The sequence below is a fragment of the Streptomyces sp. DSM 42067 genome (genome assembly GCF_055792885.1).
On sequence record NZ_CM147706.1, the window covers coordinates 571,903 to 598,118 of the forward strand.

Here is a 26,216-nt window from a genome sequence, read left to right on the forward strand (position 1 = left end):
CATCTGACGCCGCACTGGCGGTGTCAAGAGGTGGCCGCCGCCAGTTGCTTGCGCCAGCGGGTGAACAGCCGCGGCTGGTTCATCCCGAGGACCGCGACCGGGTGCCCGGCGCGCCGGTAGACGGCCAGGAAGCTGCGGTCGTCCGGGGTGCCTTCCTCGACCGTGACGGTGTCCGCCCCGGCGGAGTGGCCGGCGAACTGGATCTTCACGCCGTACTGGTCGGACCAGAAGTACGGCGGCTTGGGCACCGCCGGATCGACCGCGCCCCCGGACAGCAGGGCCGCCACGGCCGCGTCGGGCCGTTCCCGGGCGCCGGTCCAGTGTTCGACGCGGCGGTGGACACCCGCGACCGGGTCGTACCAGCTGGCGCAGTCGCCGACCGCGACCACACCGGCAAGGCTGGTGCGTCCGTCGGCACCGCACTTGACGCCGTTCTCGAGGACGACTCCCGACCCTTCCAGCCAGTCGACGCAAGGGCGGGCGCCCACTCCGACGACGACGATGTCGGCGGGCAGGGTGCGACCGTCCTCGAGCAGGACCGCATCGACCCGGGTCTCCCCGCTCAGCCCCTTGACGCCGACGCCGCAGAGCAGCCGTACGCCGTGGTCCGCGTGGAGCGTGGAGACGATGCCGCCCATGGTCACGCCGAGCGGCCCTGCCAGCGGTGTGGGCGCCGCCTCGACGACCGTCACCTGAAGGCCCATGCCGTACGCCGTCGAGGCGACCTCCGCGCCGATGAAGCCGCCGCCGATCACCACCAGCCGCCCGCCCAGGGCGAGTTCGTCGCGCAGAGCGCGGGCGTCGTCCAGAGTGCGCAGCGTGTGCACTCCGGCGAGGCCGTCGGTGCCCGGCAGCGTGCGCGCGGCAGCGCCGGTCGCGATGACGATGCCGTCGGCTTGTACGGTGCGGCCGTCGGCCAGCCGTACGGCGCGGGTCTCGCGGTCGAGTCCGGTGGCCCGGGCCCCGAACAGCCATTCCGCCTGCATGTCCTCGTCGTCCGCCTCCAGCGCGAGATCCGCTTCGCTGATGTCGCCTGCGAGGAACTCCTTGGACAGTGGCGGCCTGTCGTAGGGGCGGTGCGGCTCGTCGCCGATGACGACCAGCCGCCCGTCGTACCCCCGCTTCCGCAGTGAGCGCACCGCCGACAACCCGGCCAGCGAGGCGCCCACCACGGCCACTGTCCTCACGCGGCCCCTCCGGCGAGCCGGGAGGCGACACAGGGCGGAAGGTTCGGCGCCTCCGTGGACGGCTGGACGTAGATCATGCCGTCCTCGATCAGCACCTGGTGGGTGCGGACGGGGAGCTTCGCCGGCGGTGCGTCGACGGCGCCGGTCCGGAGGTCGAACTTCGAGGCGTGGAGCGGGCATTCGACCTCACACCCCTCCAGCCAGCCGTCTGCGAGCGAGGCGTCCTGGTGGGTGCAGGTGTCGTCGATCGCGAAGACCTCACCGTCGTCGGTATGGAACACCGAGACCGGGGGGTCGATGTCGAGCCGGAAGGCCTCGCCTCGCGGGAGATCCGCGAGACGGCACGCGGGAATCATCATGACACCTCGGTGCGTATAGCGAAACGGATTGCGGTAAGCGCAACATCAGTCTGAGGTGGCCCCAAACCCTTGTCAAGGAGTTCCAGAGGGCGGCCCTTGCACGCTCAAGGTTGCTTGTTACGCAACTGTTTGCTCCATGAAAAACGGAGAGCACAGGGCGTTCAGGGGCGACGACGAGCGTCGCCTTCGGCCTGTTCGGGGCCCGTGAAACGCCACACTGGCGTGACAGAGTGTTCGATGCCGGTGCGGCCGACGCGCACATCCCGGCCCAGCAGCCCTACGAGCAGCCGGCCGTCAGAAGACCACAACCGAGCGCAGCACATCGCCGCCATGCATCCGCTCGAAGGCCTTCTCGACCTCGTCCAACGCGATGGTCTCGGTGACGAACGCGTCCAGGTCCAGACGGCCCTGCAGGTAGAGATCGATGAGCATGGGGAAGTCCCGGGAGGGCAGGCAGTCGCCGTACCAGGAGGACTTCAGCGCACCGCCGCGACCGAAGACGTCAAGCAGCGGCAGTTCGAGCTTCACATCCGGGGTCGGTACGCCGACGAGTACGACCGTGCCCGCGAGGTCGCGGGCGTAGAAGGCCTGCTTGTACGTCTCGGGGCGGCCGACCGCCTCGATCACCACGTCGGCACCGAAGCCGCCGGTGAGATCGCGGATCGCCTCCACCGGATCGGACTGCCGGGAGTTGACGGTGTGGGTGGCGCCGATCTTCTTCGCGGTCTCGAGCTTCCGGTCGTCGATGTCGACGGCGATGATCCTGGCTGCTCCCGCGAGCCGGGCGCCGGCGATCGCGGCGTCCCCGACGCCGCCGCAGCCGATGACCGCCACGCTGTCGCCGCGCCCCACGTTGCCGGTGTTGATGGCGGCGCCGATGCCCGCCATCACGCCGCAGCCCAGCAGCCCCGCGGCGGCCGGGGACGCCGCCCGGTCGACCTTCGTGCACTGCCCCGCCGCCACCAGTGTCTTCTCTGCGAACGCGCCGATGCCCAGCGCCGGGGACAGCACCGTGCCGTCGGCCAGCGTCATCTTCTGCTTCGCGTTGTGAGTGTTGAAGCAGTACCACGGCCGTCCGCGCAGACAGGCCCGGCACTGCCCGCACACCGCACGCCAGTTCAGGATCACGAAGTCACCGGGGGCGACATCGGTCACGCCGTCGCCCACCGCCTCCACGACGCCCGCGGCCTCATGGCCCAGCAGGAACGGGAAGTCGTCGTTGATGCCGCCCTCCCGATAGTGCAGATCGGTGTGGCAGACCCCGCAGGCCTCGACCTTCACGAGGGCCTCGCCCGGACCCGGATCGGGCACGTTGATCGTTTCCAGGCTTACGGGGGCGCCCTTCCCTCGCGCGACAACAGCACAGACCTGGTGAGCCATGGCCACTCCTCGACTGTCGAACCCTGGGATCGAATGTTGCTCATTACGGCACGGATCTCACGTTCCGCAACTCAGCCCAGCATCGTGGAGGTCCCATCAGCGGTCAAGGATCGGTACGGGGCGGTGCTCAGGAGAGCCGGCGGCCGGTTTCCGCGTCCGCGCAGTGCAACCGGTCCCGGCTCGGTTTCCGGTTTGTGGACCGGAACAGCACGCGGTCGGCGCCGAGCGGGATCGGCGGGTTGTCCCACACGTCCGTGGCCGCCACCCACAGCACCCGGGCGTCGCGGATCGCAGCCACCGAGTCCTTCTCGCCGACGAACACATGTTCAGGCCCGGCCGCGATCTCCGTCGGCTGCTGCACGGCCCGGCCGTTCGCGTCGCTCACCCGCAACCGCCGCAGCCATCGCCGCCCACCGACCTCGGCTGCGTGCAGTCGATGGCGCCAGGTAAGGCCGTACACCCAGTCGCCGACGCACACCACGTCCTGGAACGAGGTGAATCGCCACCATCCCAGCCGGTGGCTTCCCAGCGATTCGGCCCGGTCCAGACCCGCACAGGCGAAAATCCGGACGCGGCGCCCGAAGGATTCGGAGAACAGCAGGCGGCCCCCGTCGACCAGGGCGGGCGTCCTGGAGAAGCGCTTCAGCGCCCGCTTGGCGAAACGGGTCGTGGCCAGTTCCTTGCCGGTGTCGGCGGCACGCACGAAAAGTCTGGCGAAGGCGCCGCCGCTCCAGCTGTGGAAGACCGCCGCATCGCCCGTTCCGTCCTGGCCCAGGAGGCTGCCGTACCCCTCGTCCCAGACCTCTTCACCGGTGCGGGCGTCCAGGGCGCGGAAGCCCCCGGCGTCCAGAATGACCCGGTCTCCCCGCACGAGCAGGCCCCATATCCGCTCGAACTCGTCCTCCCACAGGGTCTCCCCGGTCACCGCGTCGACGCCGGCGATCTCCGCGCTGTCCTCGCGGGTGTCGTTCCAGAGCACCACCGTCGAACCGGCGGCGGCTGCCCGGTACAGCCTGCTCTTGCGACGCGTCCACAACACTTTGCCGGTCGACACGTCGAGGGCGGTGAACCCACTGCGGCCGCTCTCCCGCAGCACGGGCACCACGACGGCGCCGTCCGCGCACACCAGCCGTTTCGCGGCCGGTTTGGTGAGCGCCTCGCTGCACCAGCGGATCCGGCCCTCCTGGGCGTCGACGGCCGCGATCCGGTCGTCCGACACCGGCACGTACACCGTGCCGCCGACGAGGACCGGCTGGCCCAGCGTTCCGATGGGCGCGCTCAGCGTCCACAAGCCGTTCTTGGCATCTGCCTTGATCGTCAACGGCGGTCTGTCTTCAGCCACTTCGTTTCCTTCGGGCGAGGTGATCGGCCCACGGAGCTTAAGCCCTGTTGTCGAACTCCTGACTGACCCGGAGCGGCCTGCGGCGCGAGATCTCGGCCACCGCCGTGTTCGCGACGATCACCCCAGCCAGGACCACGGCCGCGACAGGATGCCCCACCCCGTACAGGCAGGCCGCGCCGCCGCCCAGCACTGCGGCCTTGACCAGCAGCACCACCGCGAGCGGGGGCCGCAGTCGCGCCTTGGGAGCGGCGAACAGGGCCCACAGAATGATGGCGAGGAGCGGGGTGCCGAGGCCGAGCACGATGCGACCGACCACGTCGCTGCCGGTGGAGAATCCCCACCAGCTCAGCAGGCCCAGCGCGGCCAACTCGAGGACGAACGCCAGCACCTCGTTGGCGGCGATCCAGGGTCGCCTGCTCCACTCGACCATGCCAGTGCCGGCATCGCGGGCCATCGGCCCCTCCCCCTTTGTCCGTGGACGCGAACTGCAGCATGGCACGAAGGCGGTGAGCAGCCGCATGCAGGATCCGTCCTTGAGGCCAGGCTCAACCGAAATCCGAGCTCGTCGGCAACACCACGATGTCGCGCACGCAAAGACGCTGCGGCTGCTTCCAGCAGAACAGGATGATGTCGGCGAGCTGGTCGGCGCTGATGAAGTCGGGATGGCCCAGCCGCTCGCAGTACTCCTCGAAGCTGATCCCCATCTCCGCATGGATGTCGGTCCTGACGAACCCCGGTGCCACACTGATGACGCGGATGTTGTTCGCGGCCTGGCTCTTCTGCAGCGAGCCGGCCAACGAGCGGAGCGCCGCCTTGCAGGCGTGGTAGACCTCGCCGTCCGGACCCGGCACGCGGTCACCGATCGAGCTGACGTTGATGATCGTGCCGCTCCTGCGCGCCTTCATGGTGCCCAGAACCACGCGGATGCCGTTGAGTACGCCCTTGAGGAGCACGTCCACCTCGTAGGACACGTCCGCCGGGGCCCGGGTCTCCAGTGGGCCGATCCTGAGGAAACCCGCGCAGTTGACGATGCATTCGGTCGGCCCGTAGCGGGCTTCCGCCCCCTGGACCGCCGCTTCGAGCGCGGCGTAGTCGGCGACGTCGACCGCTGCCGGTACGACCTGGTCGGCGGGCAGTCCGTCGAGTGGCGTGGGGTGCCGCGACACCAGCAGCAGGGGATGCTGCTCCGCGGCGAAGGCCGCCGCCACGGCCCGGCCGATGCCGTGGCCGGCACCGGTCACCACGACGAGCGGTTTCGACATCAGCCCTCCGAGCAGGGTGCAGCCCCGTGACTGGGGAGTCTCACACGCCCGCGCCACGGACCTCGGCGCCGCGCCACAACACGCGCGGCGCTTCAGCCATACCGCGGGCACGTGCCCCTGCGGCACGCTCCCTTCCGCGGCGTCGTCCCCCGCCGCATGAAGGCGACCCTGCCGGGTAACCGACCCCGTGCCCAAGCGATGCACCCGTCGTAGAAGGAGAACAACCGTGCTGATGGCCCACCCCGTGGTGCTGCGCAACTTCGTCAAGCAGTACGAGGCACTTCGCCTGCTGCACGCCGAACAGGGCAGCCCTGAGGCACAGCAGCGCATGAACGACATCGCGTACACGCTGTGCGTGGCCACCGGGACGCGCGACGTCGACGCCGCACTGATCGCTGCCCGCCACCGCCTGCCGGGGGCCCGAGTCGAGGACGACTCCCTGATCAGCGCCTGACGACCGGGTACCGGGCCGGGGGGATGCTCCCCGCTTTCCTACGCCCCCTACGCTTTCCTGACAGGCCCAGGCCGGCCGCTTCAGGCGCTTACCTGACAGGCCGGTTCAGGAACGCAGGAAGTCCGACAGGCCCGCCAGCAGCCTCTCGACGTCCTCCGCGTTGTTGTACGGGGCGAGGCCGACACGGAGGCCGCCGGTGTCTCCCAGCCCGAGCCGGCGGGAGGCCTCGAGCGCGTAGAAGGAGCCGGACGGCGCATGGATGCCGCGCTCCGCCAGGTGGCGGTAGGCGTCCGTCGTGCTGTGGCCGTCGATGGTCAGCAGCAGGGTGGGGGTGCGCTCGGCTGCCCGGGAGCGGACCGTGATCTGCTCGAAGGCGGACAGTCCCTTTTCGATCTGCGCCCGCAGCGTTTCCTCGTGCTCCTCGATCGTTGCGAGGGCGGACACGAGGCGCTCGCGGCGGCCCGCCGCCGGGTCCGTGTTCGGGCCGAGTCCGGCGAGGAAGTCGACGGCTGCGCGGGTGCCCGCAAGGAGCTCGTACGGCAGGGTGCCGAGCTCGAAACGTTCCGGGACCGCGTTCGTCGACGGCAGCAGTTTGTCGGGCTGGAGGGTCTCCAGCAGCTCGGGCCGGCCCGCGAGGACGCCGAGGTGGGGCCCGAGGAACTTGTACGGGGAGCAGGCGAAGAAGTCCGCGCCGAGCTGCTCGATGTCGACGAGGGTGTGGGCGGTGTAGTGGACGCCGTCGACGTAGAGCAGGGCCCCGGCCTGGTGGACCAGGCGGGAGATCTCGGCGATCGCGGGGCGCGTGCCGATCAGGTTCGATGCGGCGGTGACCGCGACCAGGCGGGTGCGGTCGGAGAGCACGGCAGTGATGTCGTCGGGGGTGAGTTCGCCGGTCGCGGGGTCGAAGTCGGCCCACCGGACCGTGGCGCCGACCTGCGCGGCGGCCTGGATCCACGGGCGGATGTTGGAGTCGTGGTCGAGGCGCGTGACGACCACCTCGTCGCCCGGCGACCACGTCTTGGCGAGGGTCCGGGAGAAGTCGTAGGCGAGCTGTGTGGCGCTGCGGCCGAAGACGATTCCGGACAGGTCCGCCCCCAGCAGGTCCGCCATCGCCTGCCGTGCCTCGGTGACGATCGTGTCGGCGTTGCGCTCCCCCGGCGTCCCGTCGCCTCGGTTCGACAGCGGCTGCGCCAGGGCGTTCGTGATGGCTTCGATCACGGGCAGGGGGGTCTGCGTGCCGCCCGGTCCGTCGAAGTGCGCCGTTCCGGCCGCGAGGGCCGGGAACTGTGCGCGGATGGCGGCGATGTCGTACGTGGTGATCTCGTCCGTCACGAGGAACTCCTGTCGGGCCTGGGCGAGAGTGCTCAGGGAGTGCGGTCGGCTTGTGACGACGGTATCGACACCGGTCACGGCATTCGTCAGCGCATGCCACTGCGGCACTCACCGTGCCGCCTCGGGCCCGGCAGCCTGGCCTGAGCCTGCCTCTTGCCACGCCGGCCGAGTCGCCGGATCCCGGATCCGCCGCCGACCGGCGCACGTCGTGCAAGCGCGGGCAGACAGGCGCACGTCATGCACGCGCGGGCCGACCGCGCACGTCGTGCAGGCATGGCAGACAGGCGCACATCGTGCACGCGCGGGCCGACAGGCGCACTCTGGAATCAGCGGTTCCGGAGGTGATCGTGATGACGCACAACCCCGTCGGGTGGCATGTCGAGCTGGAGTTCGAGGAGGACAATCACCACACCCGCGCCGCCGCTCTCGTACGTCTCCCCGACGGGAGCGAGGTGCGGTCCCGTGGATACGCCAGCCGCCACCCTTCCGACTCGAACCAGCCGAAGGTCGGCGAGGAGGTCGCGGGAGCCAGAGCGCTCAACGACATGGCGACCAAGCTGCTGACCAAGGCACACGACGAGATCGACGACGCGTCGGGCCGGACGTCCCACCCGCTGACCTGACCTGGCGGCCCGTCCGCAGGTCACGTCCTGGTGGTGTTCCACCATGCCACCGAGGCGGCACACGCGTGACCCGCGTCGCCGTGTGGTGCGGCAGGGGGCCCTTCCGCCTGCCGCACCGCGTGAGCGCGCTCATGCGCTCGGCGCCATCACGCGTTCCGCGTCAGATCCAGTTCGCCGACGAGTTGGTCCTCGGTCTTCTCTCCTGTCAGGCGGGGCCGGTCGTCCGGGGCGGCCGGGTCGAAGCGGACGTCGAAGAAGGCCATCACGAAGCCCACGAGCCGCTCGCCGTCGAAGATCAACCGCGGCCACGCCACGTCGGGTTGCGCATACGCCTCGGCCAACGACCGAGGCGACCGAATACCTGCCGGCCCGCGGCGACGAGTCCGACAGCGTGCTCGCCGGTCCCGCTCTCCGGCCCCGCTCGCTGCCTCGTACCCGGCTCCGCCCGAAAAATCACTGGCTCCCGACTCGTCGCCTGCCTACCCTCCTGACCGTGCCCCTCTCGTGAAGGTGTCCGGTCCACCGCCCGCCCGCCTCGTCGCCCGACGCTCAACGGGGCCGCGGCGACGTCGTCCTGCCCATCCCTGCCTGCAAGGAGGGCCCGTGACGCAGACCGGCAGCGTTGTACGTCTGGTCCGTGAGGTGCTCGGCCGGCACGTCCTGGGCGCGTATCTGCACGGCTCCGCCGTCCTCGACGGCCTGCAGCCCAGCAGCGACCTGGACGTGCTCGCCGTCACCGGCCGTGGCACCACAGCCGTGCAGCGGCGGGCCCTCGTCGACGGGCTGCTCGAGATCTCCGGCAGCCGGGCAAGACAGGGGCCCGCCCGACCGATCGAGCTGACCGTCGTCATCCAGTCCGACGTCCGGCCCTGGCGCTACCCTCCGCGCTGCGAGTTCCTCTACGGCGAGTGGCTGCGCGACGAGTACGAGGGCGGCTGGACCCCGTCGCCGACACCCGCCCCGGATCTCGCCCCCTTGATCACCATGGTCCTCCGCGGGAACGCCCCGCTGTTCGGGCCACCCCCGGCGGAGGTGCTTGACCCCGTCCCGCACGAGGACCTCCTCCGCGCGATCGTCGCCGGTGTGCCGGAGTTGCTGGCCGACCTCGAAGGGGACACCCGTAACGTCGTCCTCACCCTGGCCCGCGTCTGGACGACGCTCGCCACCGGCACCATTCGCTCCAAGCACGCCGCCGCCACCTGGGCGCTCACGCGACTCCCTGCAGAGCACCGGCCCGTACTGGCCCGCGCACGAGCCGTCTACCTCGGCGACGAGCAGGAACACTGGGACGACCTGCTGCCGCAGGTGCGCCCGCACGTCGAGTTCGTGACCGCCACGATCCGGCGCCTGGACGCCGGCAGCGAACAGGCCGTCCGCCCGGCGGGTCCGGACCCGGCCCCGGCCGCGGACCCTGAACACGGCCCCCAGCCGGCCGACTGATCCTCCTGTCTGCGGAATTCGCGGGCTCCTCACCCGGCCAACGGCATGCCCGTGATCCCCGGCGGCATGTTGTACGGCGTCACCACCTGGATCGCCGACGGCAGAAACGGGCCTTCGTCAGGCAGCGCATGGTGCGCGCGCATGATCGTCTGGCAGGCGCGGCGCATGTCCTGGCGCAGGTCGTGATGGAGTACGGCGGAGAGGCGTAGCTCGCGCAGGAGCCGGGTGTTGTCGTGGTCGAGATCGTGGGCGACGAAGACGGCGACCTCGCGGTCCAGGGCTTGGAAGGCGTCGAGGGTTGCGGCGTTGCCGCCGCCGATGGAGTAGACCGCGTTGATGGTCTCGTGGCGCTGGAGCGCTTCCAGCACGAGGTCCCGCTGGGTCGCGTCAAGACCGTCGGTGTCGGTGACCTCCACCAGTGACCGTTCGGGGTGGGCGCTGCGCATCACGCTGCGGAAGCCCATTTCGCGCTCCTCCTCGTTGCGGAACGAGCCGCGGCTGATCGTGACGAGGACACTGCCGGGTCGGTCGCCGAGCCACTGCCCGAGGAGATACGCGGCGGTGGCTCCGGCGGCACGGTTGTCGATGCCGACGTAGGCGCTGCGTGCGCTGCTGGGCAGGTCGGTCACCAGGGTGACCACGGGTATGCCCGCCGCGACCAGCCGTCCGACGGCGAGGGTGACCTCGGGTACGTCCGGAGCCTTGAGGATCACCCCCTGGGAACCGCGCTGGGAGATCCGGTCCAGCGTCGTGATCAGCTCCGACACCGGGCCGGTCTCACGGAAGTGAAAGCGTGAGCGCACGACGGCGGGGTGCAGAGCCGGGAGTTCGGCTTCCAGGGCATCGCGTACCGCCGAGGAGAACCGCTCCGGGGTCTGCATCACGATGTCGATCATGAAGGTGCGGCCGCCGATGCGTACCTGCGTCCGCTGCCGGTCCAGGTCGGCTATGGCCTGGCGCACCTCCCGCATGGTGCTCTCCCGTACGCCGCCGCGGCTGTTGAGGACGCGGTCGACGGTGGCCTGGCTCAGGCCGGCCTGCCGGGCGATCTCCCTGATCGGATAGGGGTGTGCCATGGCTGTTCCCTGGTCTCGAATGATGGCCTCGAATGATGGCTTTTTGATGGATGTCTGCTCATTGCGTGATGGGCACGGGTTCCCAAGACTGGCGGAAACGGAACCGCTCCGGAAGGACCTGTCGATGCTTCCCACCGCTAGGGGACCGCGGGTGTGGCTCAGTGAGGACGACTGCAGCCTCGACGACCTGCGCTCCCTCGTCGGTCAGAGGACTAAGCCGCTCGACTATCCGTCCGCCGAGGGGGTCGAGCAGAACGTCCTGCGATACGACTCGGCTCGACTGCGTGACCTCGCCGCCGCTCCGGACGGTCGCCGGTCGGTCCAGGCCGAGCTGGTCCGCGCCCTGCTGGACGGCCCCGGCATCGTCGTCCTCAAGCGCGCGTTCGCTGACGGCGACGTCGTGGACCAGGCGACCGCCGCCTTCCATGCGCTGATCGATGAGGAACGCGCGGCGGGCACGGCGCGCGGCGATCACTTCGCCAAGCCGGGTGCCAACGACCGGGTGTGGAACGCGCTGGAGAAGATGGCCGTCCGGGCGCCCGAGGTGTTCGCCGACTACTACGCGAACGACGTGCTGGCGCTGGTGGCCGAGGCCTGGCTCGGTCCCGGCTTCCAGGTGACCTCGCAGATCAATGTGGTCAACCCGGGCGGTGCGGGGCAGAGCGTGCACCGCGACTACCACCTGGGCTTCCTGTCCCAGGACCTGGCGGCCGCCTATCCGGCGCACGTCCACCGCCTCTCCCCCGTGCTGACCCTGCAGGGCGCGGTGGCCCACTGCGACATGCCGGTGGAGTCGGGTCCGACGCTGTATCTGCCGCACTCGCAGAAGTACGAGCCCGGGTATCTGGCCTGGCGGCGGCCGGAGTTCGTCGACTACTTCGAGCGGCATCACATCCAGCTGCCGCTGGAAAAGGGCGACACCGTCTTCTTCAACCCCGCGCTCTTCCACGCGGCGGGACACAACCGGTCCGCGGACATCCGGCGCACGGCCAACCTGCTGCAGATCAACTCCGCTTTCGGACGCGCAATGGAGACCGTCGACCGCGAAGCCGTAGCCAACGCGCTCTTCCCGGTGCTGGCGCGCCGCAAGGCCGAAGGCGCCTCCGACGAGTGGCTGCGCCGCGTGGTCGCCGCCTCCGCCGAGGGCTACCCCTTCCCCACCAACCTGGACCTCGACCCGCCGGTCGACGGTCTGGCCCCGCCATCCCAGGCGGACACGGTATGGCAGGCGCTCACCGAGGGCTGGAGCCCGGACCGGCTGCGCCAGGAACTGCAGGCCGGCACCAAGCGCCGGCAGAGCTGAAGGGAAACCCGCATTCATGGGACTGCTTGAGGACAAGGTCGTCCTCGTCAACGGCGGCAGCCAGGGCGTCGGCGCCGCGATCGTGCGGGCGGCCGCTCACGAGGGCGCCGATGTCGTCCTCACCGGCCGCCGCCCCGAGATCGGTGAGGCTCTCGTGGCGGAGCTGGCCGATGCGGGGGCCAAGGTCTCCTTCGTACGGGCCGACCTGGCCGACCCCGAGCAGGCGCGCGGCAGCGTCGAACAGGTCGTCGCGGCACACGGACGGATCGACTGCCTGGTCAACGCGGCGGGGCTCACGTCCCGCGGGTCACTGCTTGAGACCACTCCGGAGCTGTTCGACGCGCACGTGGCGATCAACCTGCGGGCGCCGTTCTTCGCGATGCAGGCGGCCGTGGCCGACATGGTGGCCCGTAAGGCGCCGGGCACCATCGTCAACATCGGCTCCAACTGCGCGCACGGCGGCCCTCCCTTCCTCGCGCCGTACTCCGCCGCGAAGGCCGGGCTGGCTGGCCTGACCCGCAATGCCGCGCACGCACACCGCTGGGACCGTATCCGGATCAACGGCCTCAACATCGGCTGGACGGAGACCGAGGGCGAGGACGCCGTGCAGCGCGAGTTCCACGGGGCAGGCGACGACTGGCGCGAGGAGGCCGCCCGCCGTCTGCCGATGGGCAAGCTCGGACAGCCCGACGAGATCGCGGACTTCGTCGTCTTCCTGCTCTCCGACCGCAGCGGCGTCGTGACCGGGTCCGTCATCGACTGGGACCAGAACGTCGTCGGCGCACAGGACTGACATCCGCCGTACTGAATCCACGGTCAGCGCCGTGCCGAATCCACCGTCAGCGCCGTACCGAATCCACCGTCAGCAGCGAATCACCACCGAATCACCTTTGCACCGCCCGACCGGGCTGAAGGAGCAACATCTCATGCGTATAGGCATCATGGGCCTCGGCCGGATCGGCGCCTTCCACGCCGAAACCCTGTCCAAGCTCGACGCGGTGGACTCTCTCGTGGTCACCGATCCGGTGGCCGCGGCCGCCGCCTCCGCCGCCGAGCGCTTCGGAGCCACGGCGGTGGACTCACCCGAGGCCGTACTGAACGCCGAAGTCGACGGCGTCGTCATCGCCGCCGCCACCGACGTGCACCCGGAGCTGATCCTCGCCACCGTCAAGGCCGGCATCCCGGTCTTCTGCGAGAAGCCGGTGGCGCGCACCGTGGAGGAGAGCCTCGACGTGCTGCGCGCGGTCGAGGGCAGCGGCGTCGAGGTCCACATCGGCTACAACCGGCGCTTCGACCCCGGATATGTGGCGGCCCGGCAGGCCGTGCTCAGCGGTGAGCTCGGTCTTTTGCACACCGTCAGGTCCACCACCCTGGACCCGGCGCCGCCTCCCGCCGCGTATGTGGCCGTCTCGGGCGGCATCTTCCGCGACTGCAGCGTCCACGACTTCGACATCGTCCGCTGGGTTACGGGCAGGGAGGTCGTCGAGGTGTACGCCACCGGCTCCAACCGAGGCGCCGACTACATCGCCGAAGCCGGCGACGTCGACACCGCCTCGGCGGTCCTCACGCTGGACGACGGCACGCTGGCACTGGTCTCCAACACCCGGCACAACCCGCGCGGTTACGACGCCCGCCTGGAGATCCACGGCATGAAGGACAGTATCGCCGCGGGTCTCGAGGACAAGCTGCCGCTGCGCTCCGTCGAGCCGGGGGCCACCTTCCCGGCCGCGAAGCCGCACCACTTCTTCATGGACCGCTTCGCCGAGGCCTACCGCGCCGAACTCACCGCCTTCACCGAGGTGGTTGCCGGACGCAGGCCGTCCCCGTGCACCGTGGCCGACGCCATCGAGGCGAGCCTGATCGCGGAGGCATGCACCCTGTCCCTGCACGAGCACCGTCCCGTACGCATGGAGGAAGTGCGCCGGCGGTAGCCGGGCCGAGGGCAGTACGGCTGACCGGGCCGGGATGTCAGTGCTCGATGCCAGACTCTCCGCATGAGTGACGATGTGCGGTCCGAAGAGGTCGTGGATGTGCGGCTGCGGGACGTCGGGGAAGCCGATCTGCAGCTGTTCTACGAGTACGAGAACGATGCGGAGGCGGTCCGGCGGTCGAGGTTCACCCCTCGGCCCCGGGAGGCCTTCATGAACCACTGGGCCACGAAGGTCCTCGGTGAGCCCACCGTCTTCGTGCAGACGATCACCGCCGACGGAGAGACGGCGGGCAGCGTCGTGGCCTGGTGGGAGCAGGACCGGCGCTTCATCGGCTACTGGCTGGGCCGGCCGTACTGGGGGCGGGGCATCGGCAGTGAGGCGCTGGCGCTCTTTCTGCAGCGGGAGCGGAACCGCCCGCTGTACGCCGATCCCTTCGCGGGGAACACCGGGTCGGTGCGCCTGTTGGAGAAGTGCGGCTTCCGGCGCGCCGAGTCGGTGTGGCACGGCGAGAACGAGCACATCCTGCTCGTGCTGGACGAGGCCGGCTGACCACGGCGCGCCCGCTCATCACGTCTCCTCGCGTCGCTCGGTCACCCCGCCTCCAGGCGCGCGGCCCGGGTGCGGGCGTTCTGGGCGGCGCGGCGTGCCTTCTGGGCGGTGCGGCCGGCCTCGGTGGACTGGTGTCGTGCCGCCTCCAGGTCACTGCGGGCCGTGCGCTGCCGCTCCTGCGCCGCCTTCAGTTCCTTGGCCAGCGCGGCAACCCGCGCATCCGCCTCCTGCAGGAGCCGCTCAGCCTGCTCACGCCCTGCCTCGGCCTGCCTGAGCTCGTCCTCCCGTAGGCGCGCTTGCTGCTCGGCACTCTCGGCCTCTTGACGGGCATGGGCGAGCTTCTGGCGCAGTTCCTCCTGTCGGCGTCGTTCCTTGGCCTCCTTCGCCGTCGGGACCGCACTGTCCCGGGCAGGAGCGCGGCGGGCTGTGGTGGCCGGTTCGGGAACAGGGCGCTTTTCGCGTGCGGGCGGGGCCGTGGCGGCAGCGGCGCTCTCGGCGCCTGCGAAGAACTGCGTCCCGACCGGTGGATGGAGGGCTTTCGTCAGGCGGCCGGAAGCCCACTGCTGTGCGGCCTCCGGGTCGGCGAGGACCGCGTGCAGGGTGTCCTCGATCTCTCGCTGCACGTCGTCGCCCACCGGATGCCCGGCCTCGGCCGCCAGCAGCCGGGCCTGCCGGGCGAGCGCACCGACCACACCGTGCTGCTGCCGGTTGAGGTCGCGCAACTGCGGACCGTCGAGCTGTTCGTGGGCCTGGCGCAGTCCTTCGCCGAGCCGGAGCAGCCCGGCCACTTGCTCGGGCTCCGCGCGCACGAGGAGATTGCCCGCCCATGCGGCCAGCGTCGGACGCCGCAGCGCGCTGATCTTCACGGCGAGCGTGCGGTTGTTCTCCTTTCGGGCGGCGGCCGCGTACCGGTCGCGGGCAGGGATGAAGTCCTCGGGCGCCAGCCCGTACAGCTCGGCCTCGATGCTTTCCAGATCCACGACGCTTTCCGATCCGCGGTTCGTCCCAGGTCCACGAGTCTGCCCTTTTCCTTCGGGTATGTCTTTTATGTGACTCTCGTCCCTCCGGTGGAGCCCATGCTGGCGCGTGCCGTGCCGCAGCTGCCAGGGCCCGGCGCCCTGCCCCAGATGGTGTTCGAGCCGAAGTACGACGGCTTCCGGATGCTGGTGTTCGCCCAGCCGGGCGGCGAGGTGTTCCTGCAGTCCCGCAGCGGCCGTGACCTCACCGGCTCGTTCCCGGAGATCGCTGACGCGGCCGCGGCGCTCGGCGAGGACGTCGTGATCGACGGAGAGGCAGTCGTCCACACCGGCAGCAGGCTCGATTTCGGCGCGCTGCAGCAGCGCCTGAACACCCGGCCGGCGGCCCTCTCGCGGCTGGTGAGTGCGCGGCCGGCACACCTGGTGGCGTTCGACCTGCTGCAGCACGCCGGCACCGAGATGCTCACCTGGCCGTACCGGGAGCGCCGCGCCGCCCTCCAGTCGCTGTTCCAGGGCCACGGCCTTGCCGCGCCATGGGCCCTCACGCCGTCCACGACCGATCGCGCCCAGGCGGAGAAGTGGCTTGCCGAGTGGTCGGCCGTGGGGGTGGAGGGCGTGGTCGTCAAGAGCCTGACCCAGCCGTACCAGCCGGGTCGGCGCGGCTGGCTGAAGTACCGCGCACGCAACACCGCCGAAGCGATCGTCGGCGCCGTCACCGGAAGCCTTGCTCGCCCCCAGAGCGCTCTGCTCGGCCGCTACACAAGCGACGGGCATTTCGTGATGGTCGCCCGCAGCACGCTCCTCTCGGCCCGGACGCGAGCTGAACTCGGCGGTCTGCTCTCACCGGCAGGTGCCGATCACCCCTGGCGAGACGTGCAGTTCAGTACGCACTGGGGCAGCCGTGAAGTGCTCGACATCACCCCCGTGGCGCCCCAGATCGTCGCGGAGTTCCACGCCGACTCCGCCATCGATCACGGCCGCTGGCGCCATCCCGTCCGTGTCCACCGGCTGCGCATCGACGTCACGCCCGACGACGTTCCCCTCCACTCCGAGCAGGCGGTCACGGACCCGTCAGGAAAGGCGGATCCCCCCGAACACCGGCCTCCCGAGGGTCGGCTGACGGCCGGCTGACGGCCTGATGACGGCCTGATGACGCCCGAAAAAGTGTGCGCCCATCTGACGTCATCGGGCCGCCACGCTGGGAGGACAGACCAGGTACATATCAATCGGCCTCTTACGATCAAGGACATGGCAGAGAACGCCCGGTGGCTGAACGCCGAGGAGAACCGTGCCTGGCGCGCGTTTCTGCGCACACGTCGGCTGCTGGGGGCCCGGCTCAACCAGCAACTGCTGCGCGACTGGGGGTTGTCCGAACCGGAGTACGAAATCCTGGTGGTTCTGTCGGAGCATCCCGACAGGAGGATGACCTCGCTGGAGCTGCGCTGTCGGCTCCTGTGGGAGAAGAGCCGGCTGTCACACCAGTTGCGCCGCATGGAGCTGCGCTGCCTGATCAGCCGCGCGCCCAATCCTGACGATGCCCGCAGCGCCATCGTCTCCCTGACCGCGGAGGGTCTCCGGGCCATCGAGCAGGCAGCGCCCAGCCATGTGGCCAACGTGCGGGAGCACTTCATCGACTTTCTGTCGCCGGAGGAGCTCGCCATCCTCACCGAGATCTGCGAGCGCGTGGTCGACCATCTCTCCGCCGGTGGAGAGCTGAGCGTCCCCGAAGGGGACTGACCGCCCGGCCCCGGCCGGGCGCTCGCCGACATTGGGAAGACCTTCGTCGATTCGACATGTGTCAACATAGACGTATGTCGAATGCCGAGGCGCTGCTGCCGATACTGGAAACCGAGGCCCCCGCAGCCGTGGCGCCGTGCTGCCCGCCGCTGACCGAGCGGCCCCTGACCGCGGAGGAGGCAGCGGGGACCGCGAAGATGTTCAAGGCGCTCGGCGACCCGGTCCGGCTGCGGCTGTTCTCGCTGGTCGCCTCGCACGAGGGCGGCGAGGCATGCGTCTGCGACATCTCTGACGTCGGCGTCTCCCAGCCGACCGTGTCCCACCATCTGAAGAAACTCAGGGAGGCCGGGCTGCTCACCTCCGAGCGGCGCGGCACATGGGTCTACTACCGCGTCGAGCCGTCGGTACTGGCCGCCATGGGCCGGTTGCTCACGTCCGCCACCGGGGCCTGACACCGCGGCCTGACCCCACCAGGCGGCGCTTGCCGTCATCGCGCCGCCGGACACGCTCCCGCTGGTTGATCGCCCGTCGGCGCCGGTTGATCAACGATCAGCGGCGGTTGCCCTCGACGTCGACTCATCGACCGTTGGCGCCGTCGATCAACCGTCGGCTTCCGGCCCGCGACCCGGGCGGCCGAACACCAGTACCACCAAGCCCAGCCCCACGACCGCCCCGACCACCTGCATGGCGATGAATCCGGCCACCGAGCCGGGGGCTATGCCGGCGAAGGTGTCGGAGAAGGCCCGGCCGATCGTCACGGCCGGGTTGGCGAACGACGTGGACGAGGTGAACCAGTAGGCGGCGCCGATGTACGAGGCGACAGCGACCGGCGCGAAGTGCAGCCGGCCGGTGCGGGCGAGCCCGAAGATCAGCAGGACCAGCCCGGCGGTGGCGACGACCTCGCCGAGCAGCAGGTGCCCGGCCGAACGGTCGTGGGTCGACCACTGCACCACCGGCTCGGCGAACATGGCGTTCGCCAGGACGGCCCCGCCGATCGCTCCCACAGTCTGGGCCGGTATGTAGAACAACAGGTCGCGGGCCGTGACGCCGGAGCCGCCGCGCCTGGCCGTGAACCACTCGGCGAGCGTGACCACAGGGTTGAAATGCGCTCCCGAGACCGGTCCCAGCAGTGCGATCAGCACCCCGAGACCGAAGACCGTGGCGATCGAGTTGGCGAGCAGCTGCACCCCGACGTCCTGGCTCAGCTGGGTGGCCTGGATGCCCGAACCCACCACGACGGCGACCAGCGCGGCCGTCCCGACCAGCTCGGCGGCGGCCCGACGGGCAGACGTCGTACGCGGCTGCGCAGGCGGCGGCGTCGCGCCCGGCTCGGGCTGCGGTACGGCGGCCGATGCGGGCCCCGGCGCGGCCTCGGACAGCGAGTCGGTGGCGGTCAATGCGGGCTCCTCGTAGGACAAACAAAGGAAAGGGGGGCGGGGCAATAGGGGTCGAGCAATGAGACAAGGCGAAACAGGAGCAGGAATTCAGGGGCAGGCGCGCTTGGCGCCGCTCTCGGCAGTGGCGCGGGCACTCGCGGCGAGTTCCGCGAACGAGTCGGCGACCGAGGCGATGACCTCCGGCTTGAGCCGGTAGTACGTGAACCGGCCGCAGGGCTCCGTCTCCACCACCCCGGCCTCGCGCAGCACCCGCAGATGGTTGGACAGGTTGGTCTGCCGCGCGCCCGTCTCCTCCACCAGGTGCGTGGTGCACAGTGTCTCGCGAGCGAGCAGGGACACGATCTTCAGCCTCAGGGGGTCGGCCAGCACCCGCATCAACTCAGTATCGACTGACGTCAGCATGGACTGATACTGTCACACATCAGCAGGAGCTGACACCAGACCAGCCTGAGCTGACACCAGAGCAGCCTGAGCTGACGCCCCGAACAGCGTGAGCTGACACCCAGACCAGGAAGCGCCGATGCCCTCCACCCCGCTCGCCTCCGTACTGTTCGTCTGCGTCCACAACGCCGGACGCTCGCAGATGGCCGCCGGATTCCTCGACCACCTCGCAGGGGACCGCGTCGAGGTCCGCTCCGCCGGCTCCCTCCCCGCCGACCAGGTCAACCCGGCCGCCGTCGAGGCGATGAAGGAGGTCGGCGTCGACATCTCCGGCCAGCAGCCCAAGGTGCTGACGACCGAGGCCGTGCAGGCGTCCGACTACGTCATCACCATGGGCTGCGGGGACGCCTGCCCGATCTTCCCGGGCAAGAGGTACCTCGACTGGGCCCTGGAGGACCCGGCCGGCAAGGGCGTCGAGTCGGTGCGCCCGATCCGCGACGAGATCAGGACCCGTATCGAGGCCCTGATCGCCGAGATCGACGCCACGTCGGGGCAGTGAGCCGCTGCCGCGGCGCCGCCCCCGTTCCGCGCCGGCCTCAGCCCGTCGGCGCGAACGCGTTTCTGTCACAGAACGTGATGCCGCTCGCCACCGTGGACCGGGGCAGTGTAGACATGGGCTATGGTCCGACTCTTGGGTCGATCCTGGGCCCAGTCGGGCCTCACGCTCACCGGTCTGTGCTTCGGGCGCCGACTGGAGTACGCATGCCGACTGTCCGACCCACCCGAGGGGCATGAGCGGGCACCCGGAGGGCATGCGCAGCGAGACCGACAGACGCTGCGAGACCCACAGACCCTGCGAGACCGGCAGACGATGCAGGACCGGCAGACCCTCCACCGACCCCCTTTCGACCAGCGGGGACGCCAGGACGGCGGCCCCCGCGACGATCCCCCACACACGTGGACCGCGAGGCTGCGGTCGGCGTTGAGCAGGCGCAGCGTCGCCGGTCAGGTGTTCGTGCTACATGTGGTGATCGTGCTGCTGCTGGTGCTGGCCGCGGCGGTGGCCCTGGTACTGCAGGTACGGCACGACAGCAGTCAAGAGGCGCGCAACCGATCGCTCGCCGTCGCGGAGACGTTCGCGAACGCACCCGGAATCGTCGAGGCCCTGAACAGCCCGGACCCCACCGCGGTGCTCCAGCCACGCGCTGAGGCGGCTCGTACGCAGTCGCACGTGGACTTCATCGTCGTCATGAACACCGAGGGGATCCGCTACACGCACCCCGAACCGGACAGGATCGGGAAGAAGTTCGTCGGGACCCTCGCCCCCGCACTGGCCGGCCACCCCGTCACCGAGGAGATAGACGGGACCATAGGTCATCTGGTGCAGGCCGTGGTCCCCGTCAAGAACCCCGACGGGACGGTCGTGGGGCTGGTGTCCGCCGGCATCACGACCGAGCATGTGGGCGGCTACGTCGAGGAGCAGATGCCGATCCTCTTCGCCGCCGCGGCCACCGCCCTCGCCCTCGCCACGGCCGGGACGGCGCTGGTGAGCAGACGGCTGCTGCGCCAGACCCGGGGCCTCGGCCCGTATGAGATGACCCGGATGTACGAGCACCATGACGCGGTGCTGCACTCCGTCCGGGAAGGGGTGATCATCCTCAGCGGTGAGGGCCGGCTGGTACTCGCCAACGACGAGGCGCAGAGGCTGCTCGACCTGCCCAAGGACGCCGAGGGCCGGCACGTCTCGGAACTCGGCCTGGACTCCGGCACGGCCGGGCTGCTGGCCTCCGGGCGAGTCGCCACGGACGAGGTGCATCTGGTCGGGGACCGGCTGCTGGCGGTCAACAACCGGCCCACGGACCGCGACGGAGGCCCGCGCGGCAGCGTCGCGACGCTCCGCGACTCGACCGAGCTGCGTGCCCTGTCCGGCAGGGCCGAGGTCGCACGGGAACGCCTCAAACTGCTGTACGACGCCGGAGTGGGGATCGGTACGACCCTCGATGTGACCCACACCGCCGAGGAGCTGGCCGAGGTGGCCGTGCCGCGCTTCGCGGACTACGTCAGCGTGGACCTGGGGAACGCTGTCCTGAACGGCGAAGAGCCGGACCGCACGGTCACAGAGCTGCGCCGTACCGCGTTCAACGGCATCCGGAACGACGCTCCCCTCTACCCGGTCGGCGCGCAGATCACCTTCGTCGCCTCGAGCCCCCAGGCCCAAGGACTCACCACCGGGCAGGCGGTCCTCGAGCCCGACCTGAAATCCGCGCCCGGGTGGCTGGCACAGAGTCCCGAACGCACCGCACAGGTCCTGGACTTCGGCATCCATTCCATGGTCACCGTCCCGCTGCGCGTGGGCGGCGTGGTGATGGGAGTGGCCAACTTCTGGCGCTCCGAGAAGCCCGAGCCCTTCGACGAGGACGACCTTGCCCTCGCCGAAGAGCTCGTCACCCGTGCCGCGGTCTCCATCGACAACGCTCGCCGCTACACCCGCGAGCACACCATGGCCGTGACGCTGCAGCGCAGCCTGCTCCCGCGCAATCTGCCCGAGCAGAGCGCGCTGGACGTCGCCTACCGCTATCTGCCCGCGCAGGCTGGGGTGGGCGGCGACTGGTTCGACGTCATGCCGCTGCCCGGAGCCCGGGTCGCGCTCGTCGTGGGCGACGTCGTCGGCCACGGCCTGCACGCCGCGGCCACCATGGGCCGGCTGCGTACCGCGGTGCACAACTTCTCCACTCTGGACCTGCCGCCCGACGAGATCCTCGGTCTCCTCGACGACATGGTCAGCCGCATCGACCAGGACGAGGCCGCGGCGGGCGGCAGCGCCACGATCACCGGCGCCACCTGTCTGTACGCGATCTACGACCCCGTCTCCCGGCGCTGCACCGTCGCGCGGGCCGGCCACCCCCTGCCGGCGCTGGTCCGCCCCGACGGCACAGTCGAGTTCCCCGAGGTGCCCGCGGGACCGCCGCTCGGTCTCGGAGGACTGCCGTTCGAGACGGTGGAACTGGTCCTGGACGAAGGCAGCAAGCTGGTCCTCTACACCGACGGGCTCATCGAGGACCGCTACCGGGACATCGACATCGGACTCGAGCTCCTGCGCATGTCTCTCGCCGGGGCCGACCGGTCACCGGACGACACCTGCCGTGCGGTTCTCGACGCCCTGCTGCCGGCCCGCCAGAGCGACGACATCGCCCTGATCGTCGCCCGCACCCGCGCCCTGGGTGCCGACGGCGTCGCCGAATGGGACGTGCCCTCCGACCCCGCGGCCGTCGCGGAGGTGCGCGCATCGGTCGTCGGGCAGCTCGCGGAGTGGGGACTGGACGACATGGTGTTCACCACGGAGCTGGTACTGAGCGAGCTGGTCACCAACGCCATCCGCTACGGAAGTGCCCCGATCCGCGTCCGCCTGCTGCGCGACCGCAGCCTGATCTGCGAGGTCTTCGACGCCAGCAGCACCTCACCGCACCTGCGGTACGCGGCCACCATGGACGAGGGCGGACGGGGCCTGTTCCTCGTCGCCCAGCTCGCCGATCGCTGGGGCACCCGTTACACCCCCGAAGGCAAGATCATCTGGGCCGAGCAGTCGCTCCCCCACGGTTAGTCACGCCGCGCCGGCTGCGCTGCCGGCAGTGGTGCCGGTCCGGGACGGCAGGCGCCGCGGGGTACGGCTGACGGTCATTCCCTCCGCCGTCGCCGCGCGCGCGAAGACGACGGCGTCGTGGACCGCGGCTCCGCCCGGATCGTTGTTGAAGTACACATGGACATCGCGCGTGTCCGGCCAGGTGTCGGCGAGTCGCCGCACCCATGTGTGGAGCGACTGCCGGCCGTAGCGGGGCCACGGCTTGGCCCGTCCGACGTGAAGGCGCAGATAGCCCCAGTCGGTGGTCCGCCAGAGCGGCGTGGTGGGCCGGGCCTCCACATCGGCCCAGCACAGGGCGGCACCGCGGTTCTCGAGCACGGCGCGGACCTCAGGGGTCCACCAGGAGTCGTGGCGGGGCTCGACCGCCACCCGCGTACCGGCCGGGAAGCGGGCAAGGCAGTCGTCCAGGAGTGCCGGGTCCCCGCGCAGGGTGGGCGGGAGCTGCAGCAGCACCGGGCCGAGCCGGTCACCGAGACCGGCGGCATGGCTCATCAGCCGGTGTACCGGTTCCTCGGGGTCGCGCAACCGCTTGATATGGGTGAGGAAGCGGCTGGCCTTCACGGCGATGACGAAGCCCTCGGGCGTACGGTCCCGCCATGCGGCGAACGTCTCCGGCGTGGGCAGCCGATAGAAAGCGTTGTTGATCTCGACCGTGGCGAACTGTGCCGCGTACTCCTCCAGCCACAGCCGCTGCGGCATGTCGGCCGGATACAGGACTCCGCGCCAGTCCCGGTACTGCCACCCGGAGGTACCGACGAACACGGGCATACATCCATCAGAGCACGTCCGTCACGCTGCCGGCCGCCCGACCGGCCGGGGACCGGCGCTCTGTGCACCCGTGGGACCGTGTGCCAGACTCCCTCGATGACCTCAGAGACGATCACCGCGGAGGCCTCGGGCACCTGGAAGCTGGGCGACCTGACCGTCAACCGCCTGGGCTTCGGCGCGATGCGCCTGACCGGCAGCGCCGCCTTCGACCTCGGCACACCGAGCGACCGCGAACGGTCGATCGGCGTTCTGCGGCGGGCGCTCGAGCTCGGCGTCAACCACATCGACACCGCCGCGTTCTACTTCTCGTCGCTGCGCTCCGCCAACGAGCTGATCAACCGGGCGCTGGCCCCCTACCCCGACGACCTGGTCATCGTCACCAAGGTAGGGCCTGGCCGCGACCCGTCGGGCAAGTGGCTGCCCTGGGCCACTCCCGAGCAGCTGCGCGGCCAGGTCGAGGAGAATCTGCGCCAGCTCGGCCGCGACCACCTCGACGTGGTGAACCTGCGCCTCAACGGACCCGGCTCGCCGGCCGAGCACTTCGGCGCGCTGGCCGAGCTGCGCGACGCAGGACTCGTACGCCACCTGGGCATCTCCAATGTCGGCCCCGCGCACCTCGCCGAAGCCCAGGCCATCGCCCCGGTGGTCTGCGTACAGAACCGGTACGGTCTGGAAACCGGGCGTGCGGACTCCGACGAGGTGCTCCGCGCCTGCGGTGAGCAGGGCATCGCGTTCGTGCCGTTCTTCGCGATCGCCGGTGAAGCAGGTGCATTCGGCGCGAGCAGCACCGACGGCGACGACGGCCAGGGCAGCGAAGTACTCGCCGTCGCCCGCGCACACGGCGCGACTGAGGCGCAGGTACGGCTGGCGTGGACCCTGCACCAGGGGCCGCATGTGCTGGCCATCCCAGGCATCGGCAACCCGGACCATCTGGTCGAGAACGTGGCCGCCGGCGCGCTGCGGCTCTCGGCGGACGAGCTCGCACGCCTGGGATCCGTGCACCACGGTGGTCTCCACCACGGTGAGGGCTGAGGCGGGAACCAGCGCGCTCGACCCCGTGCGCCCGCGTTGAAGCGGAACAGAGAGAATCACGGGGCCGGGACGAAGAGCCGAGGGGGCCGGCCATCCCGGCCGGGGAGCCTCTGCCGTGACCACCGCGACACCAGCGACACCAGCCTTGGAGAGAACCGACATGCACCTTCGCTGCGCCGTGCTCGACGACTTCCAGAGCGCCGCGACCACCGTCGCCGACTGGTCGCCCCTCGCGGATGACGTGGAGGTGGTCACCTTCAACGAGCACTTCGCCACCGAGGACGAACTCGCCGCGGCCATCGCCGACTTCGACATCGTCGTCACCCTCCGCGAGCGCGTGCCCTTCCCCGCCTCGCTGCTCTCGCGGCTGCCCCGCCTGAAGCTGCTGATCGCCTCCGGGATGCGCAATTCGGTGATCGACTACGCCGCCGCCGAGGCGGGCGGGGTGACCGTGTGCGGCACCGCGAGCTCCTCGACGCCTCCCGTCGAGTTGACCTGGGCGCTGCTCCTCGGCCTGGCCCGCGGGATCGTCACCGAGAACAACGCGCTGCGGGACGGCGGCCCCTGGCAGAGTACCGTCGGCGCCGATCTGCACGGCCGCCGGCTCGGTCTGCTTGGGCTCGGCAAGATCGGCAGCAGAGTGGCCCAGGTCGGCCTCGCCTTCGGCATGGACGTGGTGGCCTGGAGCCAGAACCTCACCGAGAAGCGCGCGGAGGAGGTCGGCGTGGAGCTGGCCGCCTCCAAAGAAGAGCTGCTCGCCGACAGCGGCTTCGTCTCCGTCCACCTCGCGCTCAGCGACCGCACCCGCAATCTGGTCGGCGCCCGCGAGCTGGCACTCCTCAAGCCGACGGCCTTTCTTGTCAACACCTCCCGTGCGGCCATCGTCGACCAGGACGCGCTGCTCAGCGCCCTGCGGGACGGCCGCATCGCCGGGGCGGCGGTCGATGTGTTCGACATCGAGCCGCTGCCCGCCGATCACCCGATGCGCTCGGCACCCCGCTTGCTCGCCACCCCTCACCTCGGCTACGTCAGCCGGGCGAACTACGAGACGTACTACAGCCAGGCCGTCGAGAACATCCAGGCGTTCCTCGCCGGATCGCCGGTACGCGTTCTCGGCTGACGCCTGGTGCGTACGGCCCACCGGTGGTCCAATGAAAGTGGAGCCAAGGACCCCACATCCAGACGCGGGGAAGCGGAGCGATACCGCGCACCGCGCAATCAGGGTCCGCGAGAAGCGGGCGGGTCCTTGGCCCCCTCACCCCTGTGGGTCAGTTCGTGGACGAGAAGGCGAGAACGGCCGTTCCGTCATCGACGGACCTCACCCTGATGGTGAGCCCGTTGAGGATGCAGATGCCGCCGGCGCCGCTCGTGGCCTGCAGCGAGTTGCCGTTCCCGGTCGCCCGCATGGACACGGTGTCGGGGGTGACCAGGGTGACGGAGACCAGGTCGATCCCGAAGCGGCTGTCGACGGGGATGTCCGTGGGCTCCGACACCGCGATCTCGCAGGTCCCGTCGAAGCACGCCTTCACATCGGAGGCGCCGGCGCGCAAAGGGGCGGAGTCCGGCGAGTTCGGCGAGTCGATCGAGTTCGTCGACGACGGCGAAGACGATTCAGCGGAGGCCGAGTTCGACGCCCCCGCCGTCAGCCACTCGCCGTTCCGGCCGTCCGAACCAGAGGCCTCCCCTCCACAGCCGACCACCCCTGCGAGGCTCAACGCAGCCACCGCCATCGCCGCCGCTACGGTGCGCCGACGGCCGGCCGTCCCGCGCTCCGGTCCGTACCCGGCCCATGTTCCGGCTGCCTCTGCCTTCATGGTTTCCGTTCTCAACGATCAACCGCCATCCCGTACACGATTCCGTACATTCCCTGCGCGCCGGGGGCATCGGCCCAGCCCGGCCCGCACTTGTGTAACGGGCGAACCGAGGAGGGGTCCCGGAGCGGATGGGGGACTTTGACCCGGATGGAGCACCGCGGCGCCCTCGGCCGGCCCAGGTGTTCTCAGGCGACGTGCGCGGCGGGACACTGACCCCATGAACATCGAGGAG

26 protein-coding genes and 2 pseudogenes are annotated in these 26,216 nt (G+C 70.4%); 14 read left to right on the forward strand and 14 right to left on the reverse strand.

The window, feature by feature from the left end:
- Positions 1-23 precede the first annotated feature (23 nt).
- From ACSMXV_RS02965 to ACSMXV_RS02990, 6 genes and pseudogenes are all read right to left on the reverse strand, one after another.
- Positions 24-1,187 carry an NAD(P)/FAD-dependent oxidoreductase gene (locus tag ACSMXV_RS02965; RefSeq protein WP_473176132.1) on the reverse strand — a complete coding sequence of 388 codons (1,164 nt, stop codon included), beginning with the start codon at positions 1,185-1,187 and terminating at the stop codon, positions 24-26.
- Positions 1,184-1,546: a bifunctional 3-phenylpropionate/cinnamic acid dioxygenase ferredoxin subunit gene (locus ACSMXV_RS02970; RefSeq protein WP_473176133.1), complete on the reverse strand. Its 363-nt coding sequence runs from the start codon at positions 1,544-1,546 to the stop codon at positions 1,184-1,186. The genes ACSMXV_RS02965 and ACSMXV_RS02970 overlap by 4 nt, the downstream gene beginning before the upstream one ends.
- 294 nt (positions 1,547-1,840) lie before the next feature.
- Complete coding sequence (locus tag ACSMXV_RS02975) at positions 1,841-2,926, reverse strand: S-(hydroxymethyl)mycothiol dehydrogenase (protein ID WP_473176134.1); 1,086 nt, start codon at positions 2,924-2,926, stop codon at positions 1,841-1,843.
- A 127-nt stretch (positions 2,927-3,053) separates the two neighbouring features.
- Positions 3,054-4,295: pseudogene (locus tag ACSMXV_RS02980) on the reverse strand (outer membrane protein assembly factor BamB family protein); the annotation flags it as partial.
- A gap of 10 nt (positions 4,296-4,305) precedes the next feature.
- Positions 4,306-4,722 carry a YrdB family protein gene (locus tag ACSMXV_RS02985; RefSeq protein ID WP_473176135.1) on the reverse strand — a complete coding sequence of 139 codons (417 nt, stop codon included), beginning with the start codon at positions 4,720-4,722 and terminating at the stop codon, positions 4,306-4,308.
- A 91-nt stretch (positions 4,723-4,813) separates the two neighbouring features.
- Positions 4,814-5,530: an SDR family oxidoreductase gene (locus tag ACSMXV_RS02990; protein WP_473176136.1), complete on the reverse strand. Its 717-nt coding sequence runs from the start codon at positions 5,528-5,530 to the stop codon at positions 4,814-4,816.
- A gap of 226 nt (positions 5,531-5,756) precedes the next feature.
- Here ACSMXV_RS02990 and ACSMXV_RS02995 point away from each other — a divergent pair, with 226 nt between their 5' ends.
- Positions 5,757-5,984, forward strand: coding sequence for a DUF5133 domain-containing protein (locus ACSMXV_RS02995; RefSeq protein ID WP_181657067.1), 228 nt, complete (start codon positions 5,757-5,759; stop codon positions 5,982-5,984).
- A gap of 105 nt (positions 5,985-6,089) precedes the next feature.
- On the opposite strand, the gene ACSMXV_RS03000 is transcribed toward ACSMXV_RS02995, so the two are convergent.
- Positions 6,090-7,316 carry a cysteine desulfurase-like protein gene (locus tag ACSMXV_RS03000; protein ID WP_473176137.1) on the reverse strand — a complete coding sequence of 409 codons (1,227 nt, stop codon included), beginning with the start codon at positions 7,314-7,316 and terminating at the stop codon, positions 6,090-6,092.
- Between the two features lie 350 nt (positions 7,317-7,666).
- Here ACSMXV_RS03000 and ACSMXV_RS03005 point away from each other — a divergent pair, with 350 nt between their 5' ends.
- On the forward strand, positions 7,667-7,939 hold the full coding sequence (locus tag ACSMXV_RS03005) for a DUF1876 domain-containing protein (RefSeq protein WP_473176138.1): 273 nt from the start codon (positions 7,667-7,669) through the stop codon (positions 7,937-7,939).
- A gap of 209 nt (positions 7,940-8,148) precedes the next feature.
- Here ACSMXV_RS03005 and ACSMXV_RS03010 read toward each other — a convergent pair.
- Positions 8,149-8,298, reverse strand: a pseudogene (locus ACSMXV_RS03010) (GNAT family N-acetyltransferase); the annotation flags it as partial.
- A gap of 244 nt (positions 8,299-8,542) precedes the next feature.
- Between ACSMXV_RS03010 and ACSMXV_RS03015 the strand changes: the two are divergent.
- The gene (locus ACSMXV_RS03015) at positions 8,543-9,379 is read left to right on the forward strand and encodes an aminoglycoside adenylyltransferase family protein (RefSeq protein ID WP_473176139.1); all 837 of its coding nucleotides are present in this window, start codon (positions 8,543-8,545) and stop codon (positions 9,377-9,379) included.
- A 29-nt stretch (positions 9,380-9,408) separates the two neighbouring features.
- On the opposite strand, the gene ACSMXV_RS03020 is transcribed toward ACSMXV_RS03015, so the two are convergent.
- Positions 9,409-10,455: a LacI family DNA-binding transcriptional regulator gene (locus ACSMXV_RS03020; RefSeq protein ID WP_473176140.1), complete on the reverse strand. Its 1,047-nt coding sequence runs from the start codon at positions 10,453-10,455 to the stop codon at positions 9,409-9,411.
- A gap of 124 nt (positions 10,456-10,579) precedes the next feature.
- Between ACSMXV_RS03020 and ACSMXV_RS03025 the strand changes: the two genes are divergently transcribed.
- The 4 genes from ACSMXV_RS03025 to ACSMXV_RS03040 all read left to right on the forward strand — a co-directional run bounded on the left by ACSMXV_RS03025 (position 10,580) and on the right by ACSMXV_RS03040 (position 14,238).
- Positions 10,580-11,758 (forward strand): phytanoyl-CoA dioxygenase family protein, encoded by a 1,179-nt coding sequence (locus tag ACSMXV_RS03025; protein ID WP_473176141.1) that lies wholly within the window; start codon positions 10,580-10,582, stop codon positions 11,756-11,758.
- 16 nt (positions 11,759-11,774) lie between these two features.
- Positions 11,775-12,551 carry an SDR family oxidoreductase gene (locus ACSMXV_RS03030; protein WP_473176142.1) on the forward strand — a complete coding sequence of 259 codons (777 nt, stop codon included), beginning with the start codon at positions 11,775-11,777 and terminating at the stop codon, positions 12,549-12,551.
- A gap of 133 nt (positions 12,552-12,684) precedes the next feature.
- Entirely contained in the window at positions 12,685-13,689 is a 1,005-nt protein-coding gene (locus ACSMXV_RS03035; RefSeq protein WP_473176143.1) for a Gfo/Idh/MocA family protein, read from the forward strand.
- Between the two features lie 63 nt (positions 13,690-13,752).
- On the forward strand, positions 13,753-14,238 hold the full coding sequence (locus tag ACSMXV_RS03040) for a GNAT family N-acetyltransferase (protein ID WP_473176144.1): 486 nt from the start codon (positions 13,753-13,755) through the stop codon (positions 14,236-14,238).
- 41 nt (positions 14,239-14,279) lie between these two features.
- On the opposite strand, the gene ACSMXV_RS03045 is transcribed toward ACSMXV_RS03040, so the two are convergent.
- Positions 14,280-15,218 (reverse strand): hypothetical protein, encoded by a 939-nt coding sequence (locus ACSMXV_RS03045; protein WP_473176145.1) that lies wholly within the window; start codon positions 15,216-15,218, stop codon positions 14,280-14,282.
- A 69-nt stretch (positions 15,219-15,287) separates the two neighbouring features.
- On the opposite strand from ACSMXV_RS03045, the gene ACSMXV_RS03050 reads away from it, so the two are divergent.
- From ACSMXV_RS03050 to ACSMXV_RS03060, 3 genes are all read left to right on the forward strand, one after another.
- Positions 15,288-16,346 (forward strand): ATP-dependent DNA ligase, encoded by a 1,059-nt coding sequence (locus tag ACSMXV_RS03050; protein ID WP_473176146.1) that lies wholly within the window; start codon positions 15,288-15,290, stop codon positions 16,344-16,346.
- Positions 16,347-16,463: 117 nt separating this feature from the next.
- Positions 16,464-16,952 carry a MarR family winged helix-turn-helix transcriptional regulator gene (locus ACSMXV_RS03055; RefSeq protein WP_473176147.1) on the forward strand — a complete coding sequence of 163 codons (489 nt, stop codon included), beginning with the start codon at positions 16,464-16,466 and terminating at the stop codon, positions 16,950-16,952.
- Between the two features lie 74 nt (positions 16,953-17,026).
- Complete coding sequence (locus ACSMXV_RS03060; protein WP_473176148.1) at positions 17,027-17,404, forward strand: ArsR/SmtB family transcription factor; 378 nt, start codon at positions 17,027-17,029, stop codon at positions 17,402-17,404.
- A 147-nt stretch (positions 17,405-17,551) separates the two neighbouring features.
- On the opposite strand, the gene ACSMXV_RS03065 is transcribed toward ACSMXV_RS03060, so the two are convergent.
- Complete coding sequence (locus ACSMXV_RS03065; protein WP_473176149.1) at positions 17,552-18,349, reverse strand: aquaporin; 798 nt, start codon at positions 18,347-18,349, stop codon at positions 17,552-17,554.
- 87 nt (positions 18,350-18,436) lie between these two features.
- A complete protein-coding gene (locus tag ACSMXV_RS03070; RefSeq protein ID WP_473176150.1) occupies positions 18,437-18,751 on the reverse strand; it encodes an ArsR/SmtB family transcription factor in 315 nt (104 codons plus the stop codon).
- Positions 18,752-18,869: 118 nt separating this feature from the next.
- Between ACSMXV_RS03070 and ACSMXV_RS03075 the strand changes: the two genes are divergently transcribed.
- Positions 18,870-19,289: an arsenate reductase ArsC gene (locus ACSMXV_RS03075; protein ID WP_473176151.1), complete on the forward strand. Its 420-nt coding sequence runs from the start codon at positions 18,870-18,872 to the stop codon at positions 19,287-19,289.
- A gap of 312 nt (positions 19,290-19,601) precedes the next feature.
- A complete protein-coding gene (locus ACSMXV_RS03080; RefSeq protein ID WP_473176152.1) occupies positions 19,602-22,331 on the forward strand; it encodes a SpoIIE family protein phosphatase in 2,730 nt (909 codons plus the stop codon).
- On the opposite strand, the gene ACSMXV_RS03085 is transcribed toward ACSMXV_RS03080, so the two are convergent.
- The gene (locus ACSMXV_RS03085; RefSeq protein ID WP_473176153.1) at positions 22,332-23,138 is read right to left on the reverse strand and encodes a DUF72 domain-containing protein; all 807 of its coding nucleotides are present in this window, start codon (positions 23,136-23,138) and stop codon (positions 22,332-22,334) included.
- A gap of 96 nt (positions 23,139-23,234) precedes the next feature.
- Between ACSMXV_RS03085 and ACSMXV_RS03090 the strand changes: the two genes are divergently transcribed.
- Together ACSMXV_RS03090 and ACSMXV_RS03095 are read left to right on the forward strand one after the other, a co-directional pair.
- On the forward strand, positions 23,235-24,170 hold the full coding sequence (locus ACSMXV_RS03090; protein ID WP_473176154.1) for an oxidoreductase: 936 nt from the start codon (positions 23,235-23,237) through the stop codon (positions 24,168-24,170).
- A gap of 160 nt (positions 24,171-24,330) precedes the next feature.
- On the forward strand, positions 24,331-25,290 hold the full coding sequence (locus tag ACSMXV_RS03095; RefSeq protein WP_473176155.1) for a D-2-hydroxyacid dehydrogenase family protein: 960 nt from the start codon (positions 24,331-24,333) through the stop codon (positions 25,288-25,290).
- A gap of 148 nt (positions 25,291-25,438) precedes the next feature.
- Here ACSMXV_RS03095 and ACSMXV_RS03100 read toward each other — a convergent pair whose 3' ends face one another.
- Positions 25,439-25,984: a hypothetical protein gene (locus ACSMXV_RS03100; RefSeq protein ID WP_473176156.1), complete on the reverse strand. Its 546-nt coding sequence runs from the start codon at positions 25,982-25,984 to the stop codon at positions 25,439-25,441.
- Positions 25,985-26,216 lie beyond the last annotated feature (232 nt).

Bases quoted from the DNA above. Each gene is read 5' to 3' on its own strand.
- ACSMXV_RS02970 (WP_473176133.1), bottom strand. From the start codon at position 1,546: ATGATGATTCCCGCGTGCCGTCTCGCGGATCTCCCGCGAGGCGAGGCC.
- ACSMXV_RS02975 (WP_473176134.1), bottom strand. From the start codon at position 2,926: ATGGCTCACCAGGTCTGTGCTGTTGTCGCGCGAGGGAAGGGCGCCCCC.
- ACSMXV_RS02985 (WP_473176135.1), bottom strand. From the start codon at position 4,722: ATGGCCCGCGATGCCGGCACTGGCATGGTCGAGTGGAGCAGGCGACCC.
- ACSMXV_RS02990 (WP_473176136.1), bottom strand. From the start codon at position 5,530: ATGTCGAAACCGCTCGTCGTGGTGACCGGTGCCGGCCACGGCATCGGC.
- ACSMXV_RS03005 (WP_473176138.1), top strand. From the start codon at position 7,667: ATGACGCACAACCCCGTCGGGTGGCATGTCGAGCTGGAGTTCGAGGAG.
- ACSMXV_RS03020 (WP_473176140.1), bottom strand. From the start codon at position 10,455: ATGGCACACCCCTATCCGATCAGGGAGATCGCCCGGCAGGCCGGCCTG.
- ACSMXV_RS03025 (WP_473176141.1), top strand. From the start codon at position 10,580: ATGCTTCCCACCGCTAGGGGACCGCGGGTGTGGCTCAGTGAGGACGAC.
- ACSMXV_RS03030 (WP_473176142.1), top strand. From the start codon at position 11,775: ATGGGACTGCTTGAGGACAAGGTCGTCCTCGTCAACGGCGGCAGCCAG.
- ACSMXV_RS03035 (WP_473176143.1), top strand. From the start codon at position 12,685: ATGCGTATAGGCATCATGGGCCTCGGCCGGATCGGCGCCTTCCACGCC.
- ACSMXV_RS03040 (WP_473176144.1), top strand. From the start codon at position 13,753: ATGAGTGACGATGTGCGGTCCGAAGAGGTCGTGGATGTGCGGCTGCGG.
- ACSMXV_RS03055 (WP_473176147.1), top strand. From the start codon at position 16,464: ATGGCAGAGAACGCCCGGTGGCTGAACGCCGAGGAGAACCGTGCCTGG.
- ACSMXV_RS03060 (WP_473176148.1), top strand. From the start codon at position 17,027: ATGTCGAATGCCGAGGCGCTGCTGCCGATACTGGAAACCGAGGCCCCC.
- ACSMXV_RS03070 (WP_473176150.1), bottom strand. From the start codon at position 18,751: ATGCTGACGTCAGTCGATACTGAGTTGATGCGGGTGCTGGCCGACCCC.
- ACSMXV_RS03075 (WP_473176151.1), top strand. From the start codon at position 18,870: ATGCCCTCCACCCCGCTCGCCTCCGTACTGTTCGTCTGCGTCCACAAC.
- ACSMXV_RS03080 (WP_473176152.1), top strand. From the start codon at position 19,602: ATGCAGGACCGGCAGACCCTCCACCGACCCCCTTTCGACCAGCGGGGA.
- ACSMXV_RS03085 (WP_473176153.1), bottom strand. From the start codon at position 23,138: ATGCCCGTGTTCGTCGGTACCTCCGGGTGGCAGTACCGGGACTGGCGC.
- ACSMXV_RS03090 (WP_473176154.1), top strand. From the start codon at position 23,235: ATGACCTCAGAGACGATCACCGCGGAGGCCTCGGGCACCTGGAAGCTG.
- ACSMXV_RS03095 (WP_473176155.1), top strand. From the start codon at position 24,331: ATGCACCTTCGCTGCGCCGTGCTCGACGACTTCCAGAGCGCCGCGACC.
- ACSMXV_RS03100 (WP_473176156.1), bottom strand. From the start codon at position 25,984: ATGAAGGCAGAGGCAGCCGGAACATGGGCCGGGTACGGACCGGAGCGC.